This window comes from Burkholderia sp. 4NA327C6 (assembly GCF_005502655.1).
GTDB classification, from domain to species: Bacteria; Pseudomonadota; Gammaproteobacteria; order Burkholderiales; family Burkholderiaceae; genus Burkholderia; species Burkholderia contaminans.
In genome coordinates, this window is sequence record NZ_SCNZ01000003.1 from 94541 (window position 1) to 117510 (window position 22970).

At 66.1% G+C, this 22970-nt stretch carries 18 protein-coding genes; 10 read left to right on the top strand and 8 right to left on the bottom strand.

Features of this window, described 5'->3' with window-relative positions; all coding sequences use genetic code 11:
• Positions 1-6: 6 nt before the first annotated feature.
• The 4 genes from FFS49_RS03990 (at position 7) to FFS49_RS04005 (ending at position 2527) form a co-directional block, all read left to right on the top strand.
• Positions 7-213 carry a hypothetical protein gene (locus FFS49_RS03990; protein WP_039367063.1) on the top strand — a complete coding sequence of 69 codons (207 nt, stop codon included), beginning with the start codon at positions 7-9 and terminating at the stop codon, positions 211-213.
• A gap of 489 nt (positions 214-702) precedes the next feature.
• Positions 703-918 (top strand): hypothetical protein, encoded by a 216-nt coding sequence (locus FFS49_RS42480; protein WP_105818560.1) that lies wholly within the window; start codon positions 703-705, stop codon positions 916-918.
• A 135-nt stretch (positions 919-1053) separates the two neighbouring features.
• Positions 1054-1338: a hypothetical protein gene (locus tag FFS49_RS04000; protein WP_071334617.1), complete on the top strand. Its 285-nt coding sequence runs from the start codon at positions 1054-1056 to the stop codon at positions 1336-1338.
• A gap of 265 nt (positions 1339-1603) precedes the next feature.
• Positions 1604-2527, top strand: coding sequence for a recombination-associated protein RdgC (locus FFS49_RS04005; protein WP_039367103.1), 924 nt, complete (start codon positions 1604-1606; stop codon positions 2525-2527).
• Between the two features lie 282 nt (positions 2528-2809).
• Here FFS49_RS04005 and FFS49_RS04010 read toward each other — a convergent pair whose 3' ends face one another.
• The gene (locus tag FFS49_RS04010; protein ID WP_105818561.1) at positions 2810-3340 is read right to left on the bottom strand and encodes an isochorismatase family protein; all 531 of its coding nucleotides are present in this window, start codon (positions 3338-3340) and stop codon (positions 2810-2812) included.
• Positions 3341-4134: 794 nt separating this feature from the next.
• Here FFS49_RS04010 and FFS49_RS04015 point away from each other — a divergent pair.
• Entirely contained in the window at positions 4135-6282 is a 2148-nt protein-coding gene (locus tag FFS49_RS04015; protein ID WP_105818562.1) for a hypothetical protein, read from the top strand.
• A 163-nt stretch (positions 6283-6445) separates the two neighbouring features.
• On the opposite strand, the gene FFS49_RS04020 is transcribed toward FFS49_RS04015, so the two are convergent.
• From FFS49_RS04020 to FFS49_RS04040, 5 genes are all read right to left on the bottom strand, one after another.
• Positions 6446-7846 (bottom strand): GGDEF domain-containing protein, encoded by a 1401-nt coding sequence (locus tag FFS49_RS04020; protein WP_105818563.1) that lies wholly within the window; start codon positions 7844-7846, stop codon positions 6446-6448.
• A gap of 261 nt (positions 7847-8107) precedes the next feature.
• A complete protein-coding gene (locus tag FFS49_RS04025) occupies positions 8108-9286 on the bottom strand; it encodes an acetyl-CoA C-acyltransferase (protein ID WP_105818564.1) in 1179 nt (392 codons plus the stop codon).
• Between the two features lie 51 nt (positions 9287-9337).
• Positions 9338-9970: a bifunctional nicotinamidase/pyrazinamidase gene (gene pncA / locus FFS49_RS04030; protein ID WP_105818565.1), complete on the bottom strand. Its 633-nt coding sequence runs from the start codon at positions 9968-9970 to the stop codon at positions 9338-9340.
• A 40-nt stretch (positions 9971-10010) separates the two neighbouring features.
• Positions 10011-12095 (bottom strand): 3-hydroxyacyl-CoA dehydrogenase NAD-binding domain-containing protein, encoded by a 2085-nt coding sequence (locus FFS49_RS04035; protein ID WP_105818566.1) that lies wholly within the window; start codon positions 12093-12095, stop codon positions 10011-10013.
• Between the two features lie 200 nt (positions 12096-12295).
• On the bottom strand, positions 12296-13942 hold the full coding sequence (locus tag FFS49_RS04040) for a 3-(methylthio)propionyl-CoA ligase (protein ID WP_046545912.1): 1647 nt from the start codon (positions 13940-13942) through the stop codon (positions 12296-12298).
• Between the two features lie 146 nt (positions 13943-14088).
• On the opposite strand from FFS49_RS04040, the gene FFS49_RS04045 reads away from it, so the two are divergent.
• The 5 genes from FFS49_RS04045 to FFS49_RS04065 all read left to right on the top strand — a co-directional run bounded on the left by FFS49_RS04045 (position 14089) and on the right by FFS49_RS04065 (position 17900).
• Positions 14089-15657 (top strand): protein adenylyltransferase SelO, encoded by a 1569-nt coding sequence (locus FFS49_RS04045; protein WP_105818567.1) that lies wholly within the window; start codon positions 14089-14091, stop codon positions 15655-15657.
• 44 nt (positions 15658-15701) lie between these two features.
• The gene (gene msrB, locus FFS49_RS04050) at positions 15702-16133 is read left to right on the top strand and encodes a peptide-methionine (R)-S-oxide reductase MsrB (protein WP_046545914.1); all 432 of its coding nucleotides are present in this window, start codon (positions 15702-15704) and stop codon (positions 16131-16133) included.
• 125 nt (positions 16134-16258) lie between these two features.
• Positions 16259-16789, top strand: a complete 531-nt coding sequence (locus FFS49_RS04055) for a septation protein A (RefSeq protein WP_011352350.1) — start codon at positions 16259-16261, stop codon at positions 16787-16789.
• Position 16790: 1 nt separating this feature from the next.
• Positions 16791-17099, top strand: a complete 309-nt coding sequence (locus tag FFS49_RS04060; RefSeq protein WP_071334625.1) for a BolA family protein — start codon at positions 16791-16793, stop codon at positions 17097-17099.
• 18 nt (positions 17100-17117) lie between these two features.
• Positions 17118-17900, top strand: a complete 783-nt coding sequence (locus tag FFS49_RS04065) for a peptidylprolyl isomerase (protein WP_039367137.1) — start codon at positions 17118-17120, stop codon at positions 17898-17900.
• A 175-nt stretch (positions 17901-18075) separates the two neighbouring features.
• On the opposite strand, the gene FFS49_RS04070 is transcribed toward FFS49_RS04065, so the two are convergent.
• A complete protein-coding gene (locus FFS49_RS04070) occupies positions 18076-18621 on the bottom strand; it encodes an N-acetyltransferase (RefSeq protein ID WP_105818681.1) in 546 nt (181 codons plus the stop codon).
• Positions 18622-18626: 5 nt separating this feature from the next.
• On the bottom strand, positions 18627-22691 hold the full coding sequence (gene purL, locus FFS49_RS04075; RefSeq protein ID WP_105818568.1) for a phosphoribosylformylglycinamidine synthase: 4065 nt from the start codon (positions 22689-22691) through the stop codon (positions 18627-18629).
• Positions 22692-22970 lie beyond the last annotated feature (279 nt).

The following is a 22970-nucleotide window of genomic DNA, read 5'->3' on the forward strand; positions in this document are numbered from 1 at the left end:
AGCATCGTGTACAACATGCCGTCCGAGGCGCCTCCGTTTTTTCCGCTGACCAAATGCGAAGTCGATTTCAATCGGCAGAAAGACATGGTGACCCTGTTGCCGAGCTTCTATGCATTCGGGTGTGAGTACACCAGCCGAGGCTTTCTGATCGGTCGGGACGACGCATTCAAATTGATTGCGGCATTGGAGAAGGCGCTCAGCATCCAAGGATGATGCTCACGCCGACGCGGTCACAAACATTGAAAACCAGAAGACCAACCATGCGCGTCGCGACCCGGTATGTTGATTTGCTCTGTTTCCTTGTTGGGCTGCAGCTCGTCACCCAGAGGAAAACTCGTCAGTGGCTGTCACCCCCTCAGCTCGTCGAATCGCTGCAGGCATGGCTGGTCGTCCATCGAGCGAAATGCGAGTGGCGCGATCGAGTCTGGATAGGTCATGCCGCCCTTCAAATAGCGAAGTCCGTCCACGCCGTGGATAGCTCCGCGCCTTCCGAGCAGCGTCCTGGTATCGCGGACGATGCGACAGCACACCCGCGATATGCGCTCGCGAATCGGTTGGGCCTGCGACTGAAGTGCACCCAGTATCTTCGGGAGCGGATCTGATTCCTCTCACGGGGCCAGCACTCGAACCACAGCAGCAAGCTGACGAGAAGAAATCGTCAGCAGCCGGCTCGATGGCCGAAACACGATACATGGAGGAAAAATGCGCTTCAATTCGACACGATTCCGAATCGATTCGACACCGCGCAGAGCCGATGTTCAGTATGTCGCGCACGCGCGGATCACCACAACACAGATGGACGGCGCGGAAAAGGAAGTACATGATAGTAGCGATCTGGCTGCTTTCTACAATCGCGAGGATGCAGTTGCGTACGCAACAAAATGGGCAGAAGAATGGCTAACTTCACGGTATGGTTGACGAGCGGCCTCAATCGTTCGAACGCGACGAACCTGGCTGAGGAAACCGTTCTTCCACGTGGAAACCCTCTGCGGATTGCTACGGTGGAAGGAATCTGATTGGCTAACGAGATCTCGATGAATGGCAACGCCGGCGATGACAGTCGACCAAAGTTCCGTACCTCACTACGTTGTTCTTCTGAACGGATGGCGACCCTATGTATTGAATGTGGACCGCATCGTTATCCGACGTGAAGCTAGTCGGTTGTTGCTTGCCTTTGCACGGTCCCACGGCAAACTCGAGGGCATCGACGGCGTCGAATGGAACAAGTTTTCCGACGCACAGGATCTTTCAGTACCTGAGCGTCGCGAGGCGCGGTTCTATGCCCTGGTAATGGGGACCGAGACCGAGCATCAGTTGCGGTTGCTTGCAAATCTCTGAAATTTTCATTCCGAGCAGCAGTCCGGTTCCGAGTGACGACGAGCGCGACGCCCTGCTCGCGCAGCCCGTCAGCAGCCCCGTCGGCAGTAGCAACATCAACCAGCATTTGATCACGTTCTTTCGCAGCGTCGATTGCGATCCTGTTGTGCCGCCAGCCAGCTACGAAACGCGCTACGTTCGTTCGGATTGGACCGTCACGTCGTGCAACGGGATCGCACCGAAAGCATCACCGTCATATAGAATGGTGCGCTTTGCCCGTACTCCTATGTGGTTCAAGAACCTTCAGCTTCATCGTCTTCCGGCACCTTGGGCCGTTACCCCCGATCAGATGGAAAAATGGCTGGCGCCCCACGCGTTCCAGCCGGGCACCAGTGTCGAGATGCAGCGCTGCGGATGGGCGTCGCCGCGTGACGACGGCGCACTCGTGTATTCGATCAACCGGCAGATGTTGCTGACGTTTCGTGCCGAGAAGAAGCTGCTCCCGGCGTCGGTCGTCACTCAGGTGACCAAGGCCCGCGCGCTTGAAATGGAGGAGCAGCAGGGCTTCAAGGTGGGGCGAAAGCAGATGCGCGAACTCAAGGAGCAGGTAACCGACGAACTGCTCCCGCGCGCGTTCACCATTCAGCGCGATACCCGCGTGTGGATCGATACGGTGAACGGCTGGCTCGTCATCGATGCGGCTTCACAGGCGCTTGCCGACGACGTTCGCGGCCTGCTCGTCAAATCGATCGATCAGTTGCCGCTCGCTGGTGTGCAGGTGGTGCGTTCGCCGGTCGCCGCGATGACGGATTGGCTGTTGTCCGGGGAGGCGCCGGGCGGATTCACCGTGGACCAGGACGCCGAGCTGCGCTCGAGCGGTGAAGGCGGCGCCACGGTGCGATACGTCGGCCACGCGCTGGAAGCGAACGACATGCGCCGGCACATCGAGGCCGGCAAACAATGCATGCGCCTTGCGATGACCTGGGACAACCGGATCTCCTTCGTGCTGACGCCATCGCTGACGATCAAGCGCGTGACGCCGCTCGACGTGATCAAGGAAGCGGCGGATCCGACCGCGCAGAACGACGACGAACGCTTCGACTCGGATGTCACGCTGATGACCGGTGAATTGGAGCGGATGTTGGCCAGCCTGATCGATATCCTGGGTGGCGAGCAACGCGACTCGGTTCATCAAGCGGCAGCAGCCTGAGCGCCGTCGGCGGCAGAGAAGCCTCGCCTCCCCCCGCGACGGTGAGGTTTCGAGCCGGCGAGACAGCTCAACGAGGACTGTCGTCGCGCTGTCGGTGGACCGCCACCGGGCGCTCGCACGCGATGCCCGATTTTTCTCCGTGCCGCCTGCCAGCGCGACGATCCCGCCCACAACCGCCGGCAGCCAGCCGGCCCGACTCGCCGACGCCAAAGCGCCGACATGCCGAGATTCACGCATTCGGCTCCCGGAGCGCTGTTTCCGTCAGCCCCCGGGCGCCGCGACTCATTTGATCAGGCGCAGCACATCGCGAAAACGCGGATGCCGGCTGGAGCCCAGCCATTCGAACCCGATCATCTCGACCGTCGCGATTTGCACCCCCGCCGCCCCGAGCCGGGCGATCCCCGCGTCACGGTCAGTCGTCCTGCGCGACCCCACGGCATCGCTGACCACAGTGACTTTGCGGCCGCTGCGCAACAGCCCGAACGCCGTTTGCAACACGCACACGTGCGCCTCGCATCCGGCGACGATGACACTGTTGCGCCCCGCCGGCAATGCATCGACCAGGCCCTCCGCGCACGCGTCGAAATGGTCCTTGACGACGGTGTCGGAGCATAGATCCTTGATCTCCGATACGTTCCGGCCCAGCTGGACGGGACTCTGCTCGGTACCCATCACCGGCACCCCGAGGATCTGCGCAATGCGGGCAAGTCGGACAGCCTGCGTGACGACCGATGCCCCTTCGTGGATCACCGACATCAGCCGCGCCTGAAAATCAACCAATACGACCACTGAATCGTCGGACACGTGCAGCACGGCGCATTCTCCGGAGTGAAAGCGACGTCAACCACCATCGACCGTCGATGAAAAGTCGCTTTGTCGCAAGATCGTCAGTCCCGCACAAGACCGATATCGAATCGCGTCAATGACCGAGTGCGTGAATTCGGTAAACGGAAGCGGTCCCCAAGCCTACCAAACTTGCCGGCGCCGCTGACGTGATCGCATGGAGCCGGTTCATGGAATCCCCCACGGTCCAATCGCAGGAACGCTGATTGCTCACCGCTTCGTATTGTCGAATCCACCGCCCGCGACACGGCGACAGGCAAACCGCCACGACTCAATCCCGGTTCGGAATCAATCACCAATACCGACAACGATTGCCAATCGATTTTCACCAAATTCAATAATCAGCGCATCTCCATTCCCTGGCGAATTCGCATATTTTACCGACCCAACAAGCAATAATTGCGACCTCATTCCAGAACATTATTCGAAAACCACAAAATCATTATTGACTTCGACTTTATCCGAACTTTAGAATCCCCAACGACAGCTTACGTTTCGATTTTCATACCGCGCACACACCCATGTCGGCGCGATACTGGAACGCCAGCAGAGAAGTCTTGCATGCCCGGCCGGGGCAGCGCCTCCGTTTTTTCAATTCCGGCATTAACCGACAACCGGTTATTTCTCATTCAATTCGCCCCGGAAGTACGCCCGGATTAATTCCGAATTTCCCAGGAATTCCGCAATACCGGACGAAGCAGATCGAGCACCCGCTCATTCGATAATTCTCATAAAAATCGCCAGTCATCAGGAGGGACATCAACATGCATCGCCTTGCGAAGTCGCTGTGTCTCGGATTCATCTGCGCCGGCCTGCTCGCGGCCTGCAATGACGACGACGTCAAATCGAGCAACCCGCCGTCGAACAACGCCACGCTGTCGTTCCGCATGGACACCGGCGGCCAGATCAACGCGTTCTACCGGCAGGACAACGTCGCCGCACACCTGCTCGTGCGCTCGTCGGCGAAGCCGCGCCTGCTCGTGGTCTTCCCCGCCGGCAACAGCGGCACCGGGCTGTGGTTCGACGATACCGCGCAACCGGTGAACTGGAGCCTCGACACGCCGCCGTCCGCGCTATCGGCACCCGACACGCACGGTCGCCCGCTGTACGGCATCGGCGCCGACGTGTCGGTGGACACCAACACGCTGACGATCCGACAGGGCGTGCTCAGCAACGTGCGCTTCCTGCGTGACTTCAACGGCGGTGCAACGATTCCGCAGCAGATCCTCACCGCGCCGACGGTCCAGGGCAGCGCGGCACTGTGGCAACGCGACCGGATCGACGGCGCGCCCGGCTATTCACTGCGCATCACGCTGCGCGACGGCGGCAGCATCGCGCCGGCAGCGGGCGGCAAGCTCGTCCTGAGCGCACCGGCGGGCTCGCACACGTTGCGGCTGCATGTCGATGCGCTGTCGGGCGAGACGCCGTTGTCGCCGATCACGCACGCCGACCTGCTCGCGCCGTCGGTGAACCCCGACCCGGTGAGCCAGAACGTGCTCGAATTCCTGAGCTTCCACGACAAGCTGCTGGCCGGCTCATGGCAGTACGACACCTACTTCGGCCGCGATACGCTGATCTCGGTACGCATGCTGATGCCCGTGCTCGAACCTGCGGCGATCGAGGCCGGCCTGTCGTCGGTGCTGAGCCGGCTGTCGACCGACGGCAAGGTCGCGCACGAGGAAGGGATCGGCGAATTCGCCCTCGTCGACAACCAGAAGAACGGGCGGCCGAACGATTCGACACCGACCTACGACTACAAGATGATCGACAGCGACTACCTGCTCGCGCCGATCGCGGCCGCGTGGCTGATCGACGATGCGCGCGGCCAGGCCCGCGCGGCCGCGTATCTCGCGCAGCGCGGCAGCGACGGACAGACCAATGGCAGCCGCCTGGTCGTCAACCTGCTGCACGTCGCGACAACCGCGCAGCCGTTCGCGCAGCAGCCGACAGTCGCGAACCTGATCCACCTGCGGCCCGGCGAAATCGTCGGCAATTGGCGCGACAGTACCGACGGGCTCGGCGGCGGCGTCTATCCGTATGACGTCAACGCGGTGCTCGTGCCGGCCGCGTTGCGCGCGGCGAACGCATTCCTCGCGCGCGGCCTGCTCGATCCGTACCTGGATGCCGGACAGCGCGCGACGCTCGCCAATACGGCAAATCAGGCGGCCACATGGGAAACGCAGGCACCGCCGCTGTTCCAGGTCAGCGTACCGGCCGCGCAGGCGGCCACCGACGTGTCGGCCTATGCGCCATCCGCGGGCGTGCCGGCCGGCGCCGCACCGGGCGCGCCACTGGCGTTCTACGCGCTGTCGCTCGATCAGCAGGGCAACCCGATTCCGGTGATGAATTCGGATGGCGGCTTCGCGCTGCTGTTCGGCACGCCGCCGGATGACGAGCTACAGCGGATCGTCACCGACGTCACGCGGCCGTTCCCGACCGGGCTCGTGACCGATGCCGGGATGCTGATCGCGAATCCCGCGTATGCAAGCCAGGCGCTGTGGCCGAAATTCACCAGTTCCGCGTATCACGGCACGGTGATCTGGTCGTGGCAGCAGGCGATGTGGGTGGCCGGGCTCGATCGCCAGCTCGCGCGCCAGGACTTGTCGGCTGCGACACGCTCACTGCTCACGCAGGTGCGGCAGACGATCTGGCAGGTGATCTCGAACGGACGCGACATGCGCACGTCCGAGATGTGGACGTGGTCGTACGTGAACGGCAAGTACCAGACCGATGCATTCGGTACGCGTAGCGCCGACGCCACCGAGGCGAACGCTGCGCAGCTCTGGAGTACGACGTATCTCGCGATCCGCGATCCGCAGCAGCGCGCCGGCAAGTACTGGTGGCAGGCGTCGCAGCAGATGCAGGATGGTGCTCAGCCGAAACAGCGCGCGGCGGCGCTGGCAGCACGGTAGCGCGTCGCCAGCCGCATGCCGACCGGCCATGCAAAAGCCCCGGAGGCGTTACCGCCTCCGGGGCTTCGTTAGAGATCGAGGCGCCGGACACGGCCTCTGTACGCCCGGGTTGCCGAATGTTCCGCGTGCGCTCGCCGGCGCCCGCGTGCCGCGCCAACCCGTGTCACCGCGCCACGACCCGGTTCCGCCCTTCCCGCTTCGCCTGGTACAACCGTTCGTCGACCACGCGCAGCAACGCATCGACCGTGCTGCCGTCGGCCCCGTATTGCGCAACGCCGACGCTGACCGTCACCTGCACGCGCTTGAAATCGAGCCCGAACGGCGAGCTCGCGATCGACGAGCGCACGCGCTCGGCGGTCATCCGTGCGCCTTCGAGCGGCATCTCCGGCAGCAGCGCCATGAATTCCTCGCCGCCGACCCGCGCGAGCCCGCCGGCCGGCCGGATCGCGTCGAGGCACTGGCGCACGACGCCGCGCAGCACCTCATCGCCGATCTGATGCCCGTACGCATCGTTGATGTTCTTGAAATTGTCGAGATCGAGCGCGAGCAGGCAGAACGGCGTGCCGTCGCGCTCGGCCCGCACCATCTCTCGCTCGACCTGCGCGATGAACTGCCGGCGGTTCGACGCGCCCGTCATCGGGTCGGTAGCGGCCATGTATTCGAGCTTCTGGTTCGTGCGCCGCAGCTCCTGCAGCGCGCTCTCGGTGCGCGCCATCGATTCCGACAGCCGGCTCATCAGGTCTTCCTGGCGGTAGATCGCCGAGAACGAGCGCGTCGTCTGCAGCGCCTGCACGACGCCGTAGCTGAGCAGGAAGAAGCCGCCGGCGAAGATCGCGTGCGCGAGCCACCACATGTGATTCCACGGCTTGCCGAGAATGAACGCGAGCGACGACAGTGCAAACGCCATGATCGACACGCCGTAGATCATCATCAGCGGCGAGCGGATCCGCCGCGCGAGCAGCACGGCGACGTTCAGCAGCGAGAATACGAGCGCACCGCCTTCCATCGACAGCCGCGTGCCCGGCGCGCCCGCGACCGGCGAATACGCGATGTACGCCACGACCACGTTGACGATCACGAAGAAGACGATCCACGGCAGCCACGTGCGCACGCTCGTGCGCTTCTCGATCCGATCGGGCGGACGCGAATACGACAGCAGGCCCGTGAGCAGCAGGATCGACATCACGAGCCGCGACGCGGGCCCGTACAGCAGGAACAGCCAGATGTTGTGATGCGCCATCCCGGTGAATGCACCGTGCAGCGCATAGATCATCGCGAAGCCGAGAAAGCCGAGTGTCAGCCAGCGCAGCAGCGGCTCGCCGGACGACCGGTAGCAGACCCACGTCACGTAGGTGACGAACGCGCCTTCGAGGGTGGCGGCGGCGATCGCGACTTCATGGAACGCGTGGTTCTCGAACACGACGTGCGGGTCGCTGAAGAACCACAGATACGCAATCAGATAGGCGGGCAGCAACGCGAATCCGACCAGCAGGCATTTCGCGTAGAGCCTTGCGGCCGCGCTGACGACGCGCGGCGGTTCCCCGGCTGCATAGGTCGTACTCATTCGGTCCCCGGTCGGTCTGCTGCGTGGGTTCGAACCTTCGCGGCACGGATCACACGACGCACGATCCTGCCCATCGTGCCGAAAGGCAAATGTCAGAGCAAGTATAGGTGGGGCAATTCGTTTGACAAGTAAGGGGAAACGGCATTGCCGGGCGCATGCCTATTGCTTCCCGATTGTTTCGAATGGCGGATCATTCGCACCGATTCGCGTCGCGGCCGCCTGTCTCGCCGAAGCGAAACCGCGGCCGCTCCGCGTCAAAGATCAGAGGATTTCGAACAGCCCGGCTGCACCCTGCCCGCCGCCGATGCACATCGTGACGACCACGTACTTCACGCCGCGCCGCTTGCCTTCGATCAGCGCATGGCCCGTCAGGCGTGCGCCCGACACACCGTACGGATGGCCGACCGCGATCGCGCCGCCGTTCACGTTAAGACGGTCCTCAGGAATCCCGAGCGTGTCGCGGCAGTACAGCACCTGCACCGCGAATGCTTCGTTCAATTCCCACAGGCCGATATCGTCGACCTTCAGCCCCGCCTGCTTCAGCAGCTTCGGCACCGCGAACACGGGGCCGATGCCCATCTCGTCCGGCTCGCAACCGGCCACCGCGAAACCGCGGAACACGCCGAGCGGTTGCAGCCCTTCGCGCCGCGCGGCGTCGGCGCTCATCACGACGCAGGCCGACGCGCCGTCCGAGAACTGGCTCGCGTTGCCGGCGGTGATCACGCCGCCCGGCACGGCCGAGCGAATCTTCGACACGCCTTCGAGCGTCGTGTCGGGGCGGATCCCTTCGTCGGCCGAGACCGTCACTTCCTTCGTGAACAGGCGGCCCGTCGCCTTGTCGGCAACGCCCGCGAGCACAGTGATCGGCACGATCTCGTCGCGGAAGCGCCCGGCTTCCTGCGCAGCCGCGGCGCGCAGTTGCGACTGCACGCCGTACTCGTCCTGCCGCTCCTTCGAGATGCTGTAGCGCTTCGCGACGTTCTCGGCCGTCTGCAGCATGTTCCAGTAGATCTCGGGCTTGTGCTGGACGAGCCAGCCTTCCTGGATCATGTGGTGGTTCATCTCGTTCTGCACGCACGAGATCGATTCGACGCCGCCCGCCACATACACTTCGCCTTCGCCCGCGATGATCCGCTGCGCGGCCAGCGCGATGGTCTGCAGCCCGGACGAGCAGAAACGGTTCACGGTCATCCCCGGCACCGTCACGGGCAGCCCCGCGCGCAGTGCGATCTGCCGCGCGATGTTCGCGCCGGTCGCGCCTTCGGGGTTCGCGCAACCCATGATCACGTCCTCGACGCGTGCGGGGTCGAGCTTCGCGCGTTCGACAGCGGCCGCGACCGCGTGGCCGCCGAGCGTCGCGCCGTGCGTCATGTTGAAAGCACCGCGCCAGGATTTCGCCAGCGGCGTGCGGGCGGTCGATACGATTACGGCTTCGGTCATGCGAGTCTCCTTCGGTCCTGCTTCATGTCCTGAATCGGATGGGAAATTGCGCTACGCCGCCGGGCGCGCGCCCGCGGACGTCACATGCGCGACGCCCGCTGCCTGCATCTGTTGCCACGCGTGGGCGAGCGACCCGTTCAGGTCGATCGCGCGGCACGCATCGTTGATCACCGCGGCTTCGAAACCGGCCGCGCGCGCATCGAGCGCCGACCACGCGACGCAATAGTCGGTCGCGAGCCCGCAGCACCACACGCGCTTCGCACCGAGCTCGCGCAGATAGCCCGCAAGCCCGGTGCGCGTCGTGCGGTCGGCTTCGACGAACGCGGAATAGCTGTCGACCTGCGCGTCGCCGCCCTTGCGGATCACGAGCCGCGCATGCGGGATGTCGAGATCGCGATGCAGCGCCGCGCCATCGGTGTCCTGCACGCAGTGCACGGGCCACAGCACCTGCTCACCGTACGGCAGCGAAAGCGTGGAAAACGGTTCGCGGCCCGGATGGTTCGCCGCGAACGACACGTGCTCGCGCGGGTGCCAGTCCTGCGTCAGCACGACCTGGTCGAAGTGTTGCGCGAGCGCGTTGATCACCGGCACGACCGCGTCGCCGTCGGGCACCGCGAGCGCGCCGCCCGGCATGAAGTCGTATTGCACGTCGATCACGAGCAGTACGTCGTCGGTGCGTTTCATTGCGTTTCTCCGGGTGTGTGTCGCGCCGCGATCCGGCGCGTCAGCCGTTGAACCCGCGGCCGGCCTTCGCGAGTTCCGCGATCGACGGTGCGAGCTGCCATGCGTCGCCGTTCGGTGCGGCCGCGTAGCGGCGAATCGCGCGCTCGACGTTGTAGAGGCCGACCACGTCCGCGTACAGCATCGGGCCGCCGCGCCACAGCGGGAAGCCATAGCCGGTCAGGTAGACCATGTCGATGTCGGACGCCTTCGACGCGATCTTCTCCTCGAGGATCTTCGCGCCTTCATTGACGAGTGCGAACACGAGCCGCTCGACGATCTCGTCGTCGCCGATCTTGCGACGCTCGACACCGCGCTCCTTCGAATACGCGACGACCATCTCGTCGACGAGCGACGACGGCCTGGCCTTGCGCTCGCCCGGCACGTAGTCGTACCAGCCGGCGCCCGTCTTCTGGCCGAAGCGGCCCTGCTCGCACAGGCGGTCGGCGATCTTCGAGTACTGGAGATCGGGCTGCTCGATGTAGCGGCGCTTGCGGATCGCCCAGCCGATGTCGTTGCCGGCAAGGTCGCTCATCCGGAACGGGCCCATCGCGAAACCGAACTTCTCGATCGCACGATCGACCTGCGCGGGCAGCGCGCCTTCCTCGAGCATGAACAGCGCCTGGCGGATGTACTGCTCGATCATCCGGTTGCCGATGAAGCCGTCGCACACGCCCGACACGACCGCCGTCTTGCGGATCTTCTTCGCCACCGCCATCACGGTGGCAAGCACGTCCTTCGCGGTCTGCGCGCCGCGCACGACCTCGAGCAGCTTCATCACGTTCGCCGGGCTGAAGAAGTGCATGCCGACGACGTCCTGCGGACGCTTCGTGAATGCCGCGATCTTGTCGACGTCGAGCGTCGACGTGTTCGACGCGAGGATCGCCCCCGCCTTCGCGACTTCGTCGAGCTTCGTGAACACCTGCTCCTTCACGCCGAGTTCCTCGAACACGGCCTCGACGATCAGGTCGGCGTCCTTCAGGTCGTCGTAGGACAGCGTCGGCGTGATCAGCGCCATGCGCGCGTCGAGCTTCTCCTGCGTGAGCTTGCCCTTCTTCACCTGCGCGTCGTAGTTCTTGCGGATCGTCGCGACGCCGCGCTCGAGCGCCTCCTGTTTCGTCTCGAGCAGCGTGACGGGCAGGCCTGCGTTGACGAAGTTCATCGCGATCCCGCCGCCCATCGTGCCCGCGCCGATCACGCCGACGCGGCGGATCTCGCGCAGCGGCGTATCGGCCGGCACGTCGGGAATCTTGCTCGCCGCGCGCTCGCCGAAGAACGCATGCCGCAGCGCCCGGCTTTCCGGCGTCATCATCAGCGCGACGAAACCCTCGCGCTCGGCCACGCTGCCCTTGTCGAAGCCGTGCAGCACGCCGGCCTCGATCGCGTCGATGCACTTGTGCGGTGCGGGGAAATTCGGCGCGGCGGCCTTCGCGGAATTGCGCGCGAACTGGATGAAGCCCGCGGCGTTCGGGTGAACGATCTTGCGATCGCGCACGCGCGGATGCGGCCCCTTCTGCGCGCCGACCTTGCCCGCGAACGCGACGGCCGCGTCGAGCAGGTCGCCGTCGGCCATTTCGTCGAACAGCCCGCTCTTCGCAAGCTGCTCCGACGGCACGGGCGCGCCCGACACGATCATGTTCAGCGCGGTTTCGAGCCCCACCGCACGCGGCAGGCGCTGCGTGCCGCCCGCGCCCGGCAGCAGGCCGAGCTTCACTTCGGGCAGCGCGATCTGCGCGCCCGGTGCCGCGACGCGGTAGTGCGCGCCGAGCGCAAGCTCGAGGCCGCCGCCCATCACGACGCTGTGCAGCGCCGCGACGACGGGCTTCGCGCTCGCCTCCACCGCGCGGATCACGGTGTGCAGCGTGGGCTCCTGCAGCGCCTTCGGCGTATTGAATTCGGTGATGTCGGCGCCGCCCGAGAATGCGCGTCCCGCGCCGGTCAGCACGATGGCTGTCACCGACGGGTCCTGCGCGGCGCGATCGAGCGCGTCCATGACGCCCTGGCGGGTCGACAGGCCGAGCCCGTTGACGGGCGGATTGTTGAGCGTAAGGACGGCCACGCCGTCGCGAGTCGAGTAATCCACTGCCATCTGCCTGCCTCCATGCATCGCGCGCCGGGGTGGCTGCGCTTCATTGTGCGCGGTCGAACAGCCGCATGTCCTGATGAACGGAGGCAGCATACAACGAAAAAGCACGGTCGTTCAATTTGAATTTCGTTCCCGATGTCGGTCGCCCATCCGGGGACGGATCGGGCGACCGCGTCACGCGCCGCTTCCGGCCCGGGCCTGCGTTACGGCTCGCAGACCGCCGTCGGCAACACGTAGTCGCGGAACGTCTCGCGCAGCTTCAGCTTCTGCAGCTTGCCGGTCGCGGTGTGCGGCAGCGATTCGACGAATACGACGTCGTCGGGAATCCACCATTTCGCGACCTTGCCTTCGTAGAACGCGAGCAGCGCGTCGCGGCTCAGGTTCGCCCCTTCGCGCGGCACCACGACGAGCAGCGGGCGCTCGGTCCATTTCGGGTGCGCACAGGCGATGCAGGCGGCCTCGGCCACGCCCGGGTGCGCAATCGCGACGTTCTCGATGTCAATCGAGCTGATCCACTCGCCGCCCGACTTGATCACGTCCTTGCTCCGGTCGGTGATCTGCAGGAAGCCGTCGGGATCGATCGTCGCGACGTCGCCGGTCGGGAACCAGCCGTCCGACGACAGCGGCGACGTATCGCCGCGGAAGTAGTGATCGATCACCCACGGGCCACGCACCTGCAGTTCGCCGAATGCGACGCCGTCCCACGGCAGCTCGTGGCCGTCCTCGCCGACGATGCGCATGTCGACGCCGCAGATCACGCGCCCCTGCTTCTCGAGCAGCTTGCGCTGCGCGTCGAGCGGCCGCTGCGACTGCGCCCAGTTGAGCTTCGCGAGCGTGCCGAGCGGCGACAGCTCGGTCATCCCCCATGCGTGAATCACGCGCACGCCGTATTCGTCCTCGAAGGTGCGCAGCATCGCGGGCGGGCACGCGGAGCCGCCGATCACCGTGCGGTTCAGCGTCGAGAAGCGCACGCCGGCCTCGCGCATGTAGTTGAGCAGGCCGAGCCACACGGTCGGCACGCCCGCGGAGAACGTCACGCGCTCGGCCTCCATCAGCTGGTACAGCGATTTCCCGTCGAGATCCTTGCCGGGCAGCACGAGCTTGCCGCCCGTGAGCGGCACCGCGTACGGCAGCCCCCATGCGTTGACGTGGAACATCGGCACGACGGGCAGCACGGCGTCCATCGCGGACAGGTTCATCGCGTCGGGGAGCGCTGCGCCGTACGCGTGCAGCACGGTCGAGCGGTTCGAATACAGCACGCCCTTCGGGTTGCCGGTCGTGCCCGACGTGTAGCAGAGCCCCGACGCCTGCTGCTCGTCGAGGCGCGGCCAGTCGTAACGGCCGTCCTCCGCTTCGACGAGCGTTTCGTAGCAGAGGAACGGCGTCGTGCCGGACGGCAGGTGCGCGGCGTCCGTCATCGCGACCCAGCCCTTCACGTGCGGGCATTGCGGCGCAATGGCCTCGACGAGCGGCGCGAAATTGATGTCGAAGAAGACGTAGCGGTCTTCCGCGTGATTGACGATGTACGCGATCTGCTCGGGAAAGAGGCGCGGATTGATCGTGTGGCACACGGCACCCATCCCGCCGATCCCGTAATACGCTTCCAGATGCCGGTAGCCGTTCCACGCCAGCGTGCCGACGCGATCGCCGGTTTCGACGCCGAGCCGCGCAAGCGCCTGCGCCAGCTGCTTCGCGCGGCGTTCGCAATCGCGGTACGTGTAGCGATGCAGGTCGCCTTCCACGCGCTTCGACACGATCTCCGTATCGCCGGCGTGGCGCGCGGCGTGAGAAATCAGCGAGGACACCAGCAACGGCATGTCCATCATCTGGCCCAGCAACGGCTTACCCATCGTCTTGTTCTCCGTGAGGATGCGAATCGGTGCCTCTGCGGCGCGCCCGTCAGCGGCCCCGGACGGGCCTGGCGCACGGTGCGCGGGCCACCATGCGGGCGGCGCGGCGCCGCCTTACAATATCGGCTTACCCAGAGGCGCTCAACATGTCGTTTTCCCGAAGCGCAGCCGATCCGGCTGACACCCTCCCCGACCTCGCCGCCACGCTCGGCGAGCCTGCCGCCGGCGCGTTCGTCACGCTCGGCGACGCGTTTCATACGCGGCTGCCGGCCGCGCCGCTGGCCGCGCCGTATGTCGTCGGCCTCTCCGGCGAAGTCGCGCAACTGCTCGATCTGCCGCCGTCGATCGCCGCGCAGCCCGGCTTCGCCGAGTTGTTCGCCGGCAACCCGACGCGCGACTGGCCCGCGCATGCGATGCCGTATGCAGCGGTGTATTCCGGCCACCAGTTCGGCGTGTGGGCCGGCCAGCTCGGCGACGGCCGCGCGCTGACGATCGGCGAGCGCACCGGCACGGACGGCCGCCGCTACGAGCTGCAGCTGAAAGGCAGCGGCCGCACGCCTTACTCGCGCATGGGTGACGGCCGCGCGGTGCTGCGCTCGTCGATCCGCGAATTCCTGTGCTCGGAAGCGATGCATCATCTCGGCATCCCGACCACGCGCGCCCTGACGGTGATCGGTTCCGACCAGCCGGTGGTGCGCGAGGAGATCGAGACGTCGGCAGTCGTCACGCGCGTGTCGGAGAGCTTCGTGCGCTTCGGCCACTTCGAGCACTTCTTCTCGAACGATCGCCCCGACCTGCTGCGCCAGCTCGCCGATCACGTGATCGACCGCTTCTATCCGGATTGCCGCCACGCCGACGATCCGTACCTCGCGCTGCTCGAGGCCGCGACGCTGCGCACGGCCGATCTCGTCGCGCAGTGGCAGGCCGTCGGCTTCTGCCACGGCGTGATGAACACCGACAACATGTCGATCCTCGGCGTGACGATCGACTACGGCCCGTTCGGCTTCGTCGATGCGTTCGACGCGAACCACATCTGCAACCACTCGGATACGAGCGGCCGCTACGCATACCGGATGCAGCCGCGCATCGCGCACTGGAACTGCTATTGCCTCGCGCAGGCGCTGCTGCCGCTTATCGGCCTGCAGCACGGCATCGCCGACGACGATGCGCGCGCCGAACGTGCAGTGGAGGACGCGCAGGCCGTGCTCGCGAAGTTCCCGGAACGCTTCGGCCCCGCGCTCGAACGTGCGATGCGCGCGAAGCTCGGCCTGGAGCTCGAACGCGAGCACGATGCCGAACTTGCCAACAAGCTGCTTGAGACGATGCATGCGAGCCATGCGGATTTCACGCTGACGTTCCGCCGGCTCGCGCAGATCTCGAAGCACGACGCGAGCCGCGACGCACCCGTGCGCGACCTCTTCATCGACCGTGAAGCATTCGACGCATGGGCGAACCTCTACCGCGCACGGCTGTCCGAGGAAACGCGCGACGACGCGGCTCGCGCGGTTGCAATGAACCGCGCGAACCCCAAATACGTGCTTCGCAACCATCTGGCCGAAGTCGCGATCCGGCGCGCGAAGGAAAAGGATTTTTCGGAAATCGAGCGGCTCGCGCAGATCCTGCGCCGCCCGTTCGACGAACAACCGGAGCATGAAGCGTACGCGGCGTTGCCGCCCGACTGGGCCGGGTCGCTCGAAGTGAGCTGCTCGTCCTGAGCCGCAACCCGCGAGTATCGCCCCATCGATCAGGAGAACCCCACATGTCCCACGATTCCGACGACAAGACCTTCCCGTACGAGAAGGACGACGCCGAGCTGCGCCGCCGGCTCACGCCGATGCAGTACGAAGTCACGCAGCATGCGGCCACCGAGCGCGCATTCACCGGCGAATACACCGACACCGAAGACGACGGCATCTACAAATGCGTCGTCTGCAGCACGCCGCTGTTCGAGTCCGGCGCCAAGTTCCACTCGGGCTGCGGCTGGCCCAGCTACTTCAAGCCGCTCAACGGCGAGGTGATCGACGAAAAGGTCGACTACTCGCACGGGATGGTGCGCGTCGAGGTGCGCTGCAACCATTGCGGCGCGCATCTCGGCCACGTCTTCGAGGACGGCCCGCGCGACAAGACCGGTTTGCGGTACTGCATCAATTCGGCTGCGTTAAACTTCGAGTCCCGACCCGAAAACGAATGAGCGGCGCCGGGCGGATTCGCGGGGCGCCCCTCGCGCCACCGCCCCGATCCGCTCCGGCGGTGCCTGGCGGGTCCCTACAACGGTGAAAGGCCGCGCAAGCGGCCTTTCACGCAGCTGCGAGCGCCATGAAATTCCTGTTCGATCTGTTTCCGATCATCCTGTTTTTTGCCGCCTTCAAGGTCTGGGGCATCTTTACCGCCACCGCCGTCGCGATCGTCGCGACGCTGGCCCAGGTCGCCTGGGTTGCCTTCCGGCACCGGAAGGTCGACACGATGCTGTGGGTCAGCCTCGGCGTGATCGTCGTTTTCGGTGGCGCCACCCTCGTCCTGCATGACGAGAAATTCATTCAATGGAAACCGACTGTGCTGTACTGGCTGTTTGCGATCGGGCTGCTCGCCGCGCGCTATGCGTTCGGCAACAACCTGATCGAGAAGATGATGGGCAAGCAGCTCACGCTGCCGCACCCCGTGTGGGACAAGCTGAACGTCGCCTGGGCGCTGTTCTTCGCGGTGCTCGGTGTCGCGAACCTGTACGTGGTGCACAACTTCACCGAATCGCAATGGGTGAACTTCAAGCTGTTCGGCACGACGGGCGCGATGGTCGTATTCATCATCCTGCAGAGCCTGTGGCTCACGAAATACCTGAAGGACGAGTGACATGACGGACGCCTTTCTCCACGCGTCGCCCGACGAACGCATCGCGCTGATCGAAGCGCGCCTCACCGCGGCGCTCGCCCCGCTGTCGCTCACCGTGCGCGACGACAGCGCGCAGCACGCGGGCCACGCCGGCGCGTCCGCCGGCGGCCACTTCACGGTCACGATCGTAGCGGCCGCCTTCGCGGGCAAGCCGCGCGTCGCGCGGCACCGGCTGGTGTATGATGCGCTCGCTGATGCGATGCAGCGCGGCATTCACGCGCTCGCGATCGTGGCTTACACGCCCGAAGAATTCAACGAATCTTCAATCTAGTCTCATTAGGAATTCCCGATGATCCTGAAATCCCCCCGCCTGTGGGTCGCGGCGGCTGCTTTTGCAGCGGCACCGGCATTTGCCCAGAACATCGCCGTCGTCAACGGCACGCCGATTCCGAAGTCGCGCGCCGACGCGATGGTGGCTCAGCTCGTCCAGCAAGGCCAGACCGACAGCCCGCAACTGCAGCAGGCCGTCCGCCAGGAACTCGTGAACCGCGAAATCCTGATGCAGGAAGCGATCCGCGAAGGCATCCCGAACCGTCCGGACGTGAAGGCGCAGGTCGCCGTCGCGCAGCAGACCGTCGTGCTGCGTTCGATGATCGAGAGCTTCCTGAAGAAGAACCAGCCGACCGACGCCGAAGTGAAGGCGCGCTACGATGACCTCGTGAAGGGCGCCGGCGGCAATCGCGAATACCACCTGCACCACATCCTCGTCAGCGACGAGCAGCAGGCGAAGGACCTGATCGCGAAGATCAAGGCCGGCGCGAAGTTCGAGGATCTCGCGAAGCAGTTCTCGAAGGATCCGGGTTCGGGCAAGAACGGCGGCGATCTCGACTGGTCCGACCCGAAGGCGTACGTACCGGAATTCGCGGCGGCCGCGCAAAAGCTGCAGAAAGGCCAGATGACCGACACGCCGGTGAAGACGCAGTTCGGCTGGCACATCATCCGTGTCGACGACGTCCGCGACATCGCCCCGCCGCCGTTCGATCAGGTGAAGCAGCAGATCGCGCAGCAGCTCGTGCAGCAGAAGCTGCAGGCGTTCGAGGAAGGTCTGCGCCAGCAGGCAAAGATCCAGTAACGCAGGCGCTCGTCGCCGATGCATCCAAAATGCCGCTCTTCGGAGCGGCATTTTTATTGCCCGCGCGGGCTGCCGGCGCATCACGATGTGCGTCAGCTCGCCCGGCAAAAGAAAAGGCCGCTCGGAAGAGCGGCCCTTCCCGTGCCGGATTCGCGCGCACCGCAAGCGCGGCAGGCTACGCGGGATAGAACACGTCGTGATAGCGAACGTCACCCGACGGCCGCGGCGCCGAATCGTCGAGCGACAGCGCGAGGAAATACTCGGGCGGCACGCCCGGGAACACGATGTCGCCGGATGGCGCAAAGCCGAACCGCGTGTAGTACGCGGGTTCGCCGAGCAGCACGCAACCGCGCGCGCCAAGCCGGCGCAATGCGTCGAGCCCCGTGCGCACCAAGCCGGCACCGATGCTCTGCCGCCGGCAATCGGGCAGCACCGCGAGCGGCGCCAGCCCGTACCAGCCCTGGCCGCCGGACGATTCTCCGCCGATCGACACCGGCGAGAACGCAACGTGCCCGATCAGGCGGCCGTCGCGCTCCGCGACGAGCGAGACGCTCAACGCACCGTCCGCCCGCAGCGTATCGACGATTCGCCGTTCGAACTGCCCACCTTCCGGCTCGCCCGCAAACGCGGCGACGATCACGCGGCCGATCGCGTCGGCCTCGCTGGCACGCGCATCGCGCAGCGTGACGACCTCGACCGGCGCGTTCGGGTCGAACATCATCCCGATCAGCCGATCCAGCGGCGCGCGTTGCGGAACACGCGCATCCACGGGCTCGCTTCACCCCAGCTTTCCGGGTGCCAGCTCATCGCGACCGTGCGATGCACGCGCTCCATGTGCGGCATCAGCACCGAGAAGCGGCCGTCGGCCGTCGTGACCGACGTGATGCCGGCCGGCGAGCCGTTCGGGTTGAACGGATAGCGCTCGGTCGCTTCGCCGCGGTGGTCGACGTAACGCATCGCGACCGCGACGCGATCGATGTCGCCCTGCTGCGAGAAGTCCGCGTAGCCTTCGCCGTGCGCGACCGCGACCGGAATCCGCGAGCCTTCCATCCCCGCGAAGAAGATCGACGGCGACTTCTGCACTTCGACGAACGAGAAGCGCGCCTCGAACTGCTCGGACTTGTTGCGCGTGAACTTCGGCCACGCTTCGGCGCCCGGGATCATCGACGCGAGGCTCGACATCATCTGGCAGCCGTTGCAGATGCCGAGCGCGAACGTGTCGGGACGTGCGAAGAAGGCCGAGAACATGTCGGCAAGGTTCGCGTTGAAGCGGACCGTCTTCGCCCAGCCTTCGCCCGCGCCCAGCACGTCGCCGTACGAGAAGCCGCCACATGCGACCGCGCCCGCGAAATCGGCGAGCGTGGCACGGCCGGCCAGCAGGTCGCTCATGTGCACGTCGTGCGCATCGAAGCCCGCGCGATCGAACGCGTAGGCCGTTTCCAGATGCGAGTTCACGCCCTGCTCGCGCAGGATCGCGACGCGCGGCCGTGCGCCCGTCGCGATGAACGGCGCGGCGATGTCATCGGCCGGATCGAAGCTCAGCACCGGCGAGATGCCCGGATCGGCCGCGTCGAGCAGCGCGTCGTATTCGGCATCCGCGCAGGCCGGGTTATCGCGCAGGCGCGCGATGCGCCAGCTCACTTCGCTCCATGCGCGATGGAGTTCGGTGCGCGGTGCGTCGAAGATCTTCTTCGCGTCGCGGTACACCTCGATCACGTCGCGATCGTTGACCGACCCGATCACGTGCGAGCACGCCGACAGGCCGAACTCGCGCAGCGCGCCGAGCACCGCGTCGCGATCGGTCGCACGCACCTGCACGACGGCGCCGAGTTCCTCGGAGAACAGCGCGCGCAGCGTGCGATCCTCGCGGCGGCCGCTCGTCTGCTTCGCCCAGTCCTTTGCGTCGCCGTAGTCGGATTCGTGATTCGGGTCGAGCGTCAGCATGTCGACGTTCAGCGACACGCCCGCGTGGCCCGCGAACGCCATTTCGCACACCGTCGCCCACAGGCCGCCGTCCGAGCGGTCGTGGTACGCCAGCAGCTTGCCTTGCGCATTCAGCGACTGGATCGCGTTGAAGAAGCGCTTCAGGTCTTCCGCATCGTCGACGTCCGGCGTCGTGTCGCCGACCTGCTGCGTAACCTGCGCGAAGATGCTGCCGCCCATCCGGTTCTTGCCGCGGCCGAGATCGATCGCGATCAGCACGCTGTCGCCCGCGTCGGCGATGCGGCGCAGTTGCGGCGTCAGGTGACGGCGCACGTCCTCGACCGGTGCGAACGCGGAGATGATCAGCGACACCGGCGACACCACTTCCTTCGCAACGCCCTGCTCATCCCACTTCGTCTTCATCGACAGCGAATCCTTGCCGACCGGGATGCCGATCCCGAGCGCCGGGCACAGCTCCATGCCGATCGCCTTGACCGTGTCGAACAGCGCGGCGTCCTCGCCGGCCGTGCCGCATGCCGCCATCCAGTTCGCCGACAGCTTCAGCTTGTCGAGCGCCGCGATCGGCGCGCTCACGATGTTCGTGATCGCCTCGCCGACCGCCATGCGGCCCGATGCCGGCGCATTGATCACGGCGAGCGGCGTGCGCTCGGCCATCGTCATCGCCTCGCCCTTGAAGCCCGCGTAGTCGAGCGCGGTGATTGCGCAGTCGGCCACCGGCACCTGCCACGGGCCGACCATCTGGTCGCGCACCGACGTGCCGCCGACTGAGCGGTCGCCGATCGTGATCAGGAACGACTTGCTGCCGACCGTCGGGTGCTTCAGCACGTCGACGGCGACCGCCGACAATGCGATGCCCGTCACGTCGACCGGCGCGCGCTCGGTCGTCACGCGGGTGACGTCGCGATGCATGCGCGGCGGCTTGCCGAGCAGCACTTCCATCGGCATGTCGACCGGGTATTCATCGGCGCCCGTCGCTTCGTCGTCGACGAGCTTCAACTGGCGTTCGTCGGTCGCGACACCGACCACCGCGAACGGGCAGCGCTCACGGGCGCAAATCGCCTCGAAGCGCGGCAGGTCGGCCGGCGCGATCGCCAGCACGTAGCGCTCCTGCGCTTCGTTCGACCAGATTTCGCGCGGCGACAGGCCCGACTCCTCGAGCGCGACCTTGCGCAGTTCGAAGCGCGCACCCTTGCCCGCACCGTCGACGATCTCGGGGAACGCGTTCGACAGGCCGCCCGCGCCGACGTCGTGGATGCTCAGGATCGGGTTTTCCGCGCCGAGCTGCCAGCAGCCGTTGATCACTTCCTGGGCGCGACGCTCGATTTCCGGGTTGCCGCGCTGCACCGAGTCGAAGTCGAGTTCGGCCGTGTTCGCGCCGGTCGCCATCGAGCTCGCGGCGCCGCCGCCCATGCCGATGCGCATGCCCGGGCCGCCGATCTGGATCAGCAGCGAGCCGGCCGGCACGTCGTGCTTGTGCGTATGTTGGTCGGCGATGTTGCCGAGACCGCCCGCGATCATGATCGGCTTGTGATAGCCGTGCACCTTCCCGCCGACGTTCTGCTCGTACACGCGGAAATAGCCGCCGAGGTTCGGACGGCCGAATTCGTTGTTGAACGCGGCGCCGCCGAGCGGGCCGTCGATCATGATCTGCAGCGGCGACGCGATGCGGTCCGGGCGGCCGTACGGGCCGTGCGCTTCGTTCGGGTTGCGCTCGGCAACCGGCTGCGCCGCGTCACGATCGTTTTCCCACGGCTGGCGGGCATCGGGCAGATCGAGGTTCGACACGGTGAAACCGGTGAGGCCGGCCTTCGGGCGCGCACCGCGGCCCGTCGCGCCTTCGTCGCGGATCTCGCCGCCCGCGCCGGTCGCCGCCCCCGGGAACGGCGAGATCGCCGTCGGGTGGTTGTGCGTCTCGACCTTCATCAGCGTGTGCGTGAGCTCGGTGTGGCGGCCATAACGTTCACCCGGCTCGCCGGCCGCGCCCGTCTTGCGCGGGAACCAGCGTTCGGCTTCGGCACCGACCATGATCGACGAGTTGTCCGAATACGCGACGATCGTGCCTTGCGGGTTCAGCTTCTCGGTGTTGCGGATCATCGCGAACAGCGACATGTCCTGCGCTTCGCCGTCGATCGTCCACTGCGCGTTGAAGATCTTGTGGCGGCAGTGCTCGCTGTTCGCCTGCGCGAACATCATCAGTTCGACGTCGGTCGGGTTGCGCTCGAGCTTGCGGAACGCGTCGACCAGGTAGTCGATCTCGTCGTCGGCGAGCGCGAGGCCCAGCTCGACGTTCGCGCGCTCCAGCGCGCCGCGGCCGACGCCCAGCACGTCGACGGTCGCGAGCGGCTTGGCCGGCAGTTCGTCGAACAGGTGCTTCGCGTCGTCGCGCGCCGCAACCACGCTTTCGGTCATCCGGTCATGCAGCGCGGCCGCGACGGCTGCGCGCGCGTCGTCCGACAGCGCCTTCTTGCCGCCGAGCAGGCCCGACTTCAGCGTGACCGTGAATTCGACGCCGCGCTCGATGCGGCGCACCTGTGTGAGGCCGCAATGCTGCGCGATGTCGGTCGCCTTGCTCGCCCACGGCGAGACCGTGCCGAAGCGCGGCAGCACGACGAAGGTCTCGGCCGTGCCCTTCTCGGCCGCCGGCTCGAACGGCGCGCCGTAGTGCATCAGCGCGTCGATGCGCGCGCTGTCGTCGGCCGACAGCGGTTCGGCCGCATTGACGAAGTGCAGGAACTGCCCGCGCACCGCGACGATGTTGGCGTCGATTTGCCTGAGCGTGTCGAGCAGACGGGTTTGACGGAAATCGGAGAGGGCCGAAGCGCCGGGAAAACACGAGAAGTGAGCCATGGGCTGGACTGACGTCGATGAGTCGCGCGAGGTGGCGACGTGGGGCGAAAGGAAGGCCGTAATTATACCCGGAAGTCGGTCGCCCCAGACCGGCCAATCGGTAGCCCGCGTGCACCGCGACGGTGCCACGGGGCGCGCCGCGTCCGTCACGCCCGTCGGGCGGCCCCGCGCGGGCGCGGCAGCCGGCGGCCATGGCGCGGCTGCACGGTCCGTGCTCGCCCGGCGCCGGTTCCCGCGATTTTGGCGCTATCATTCCGGGTTCACCGGGCCGGGGCCCTC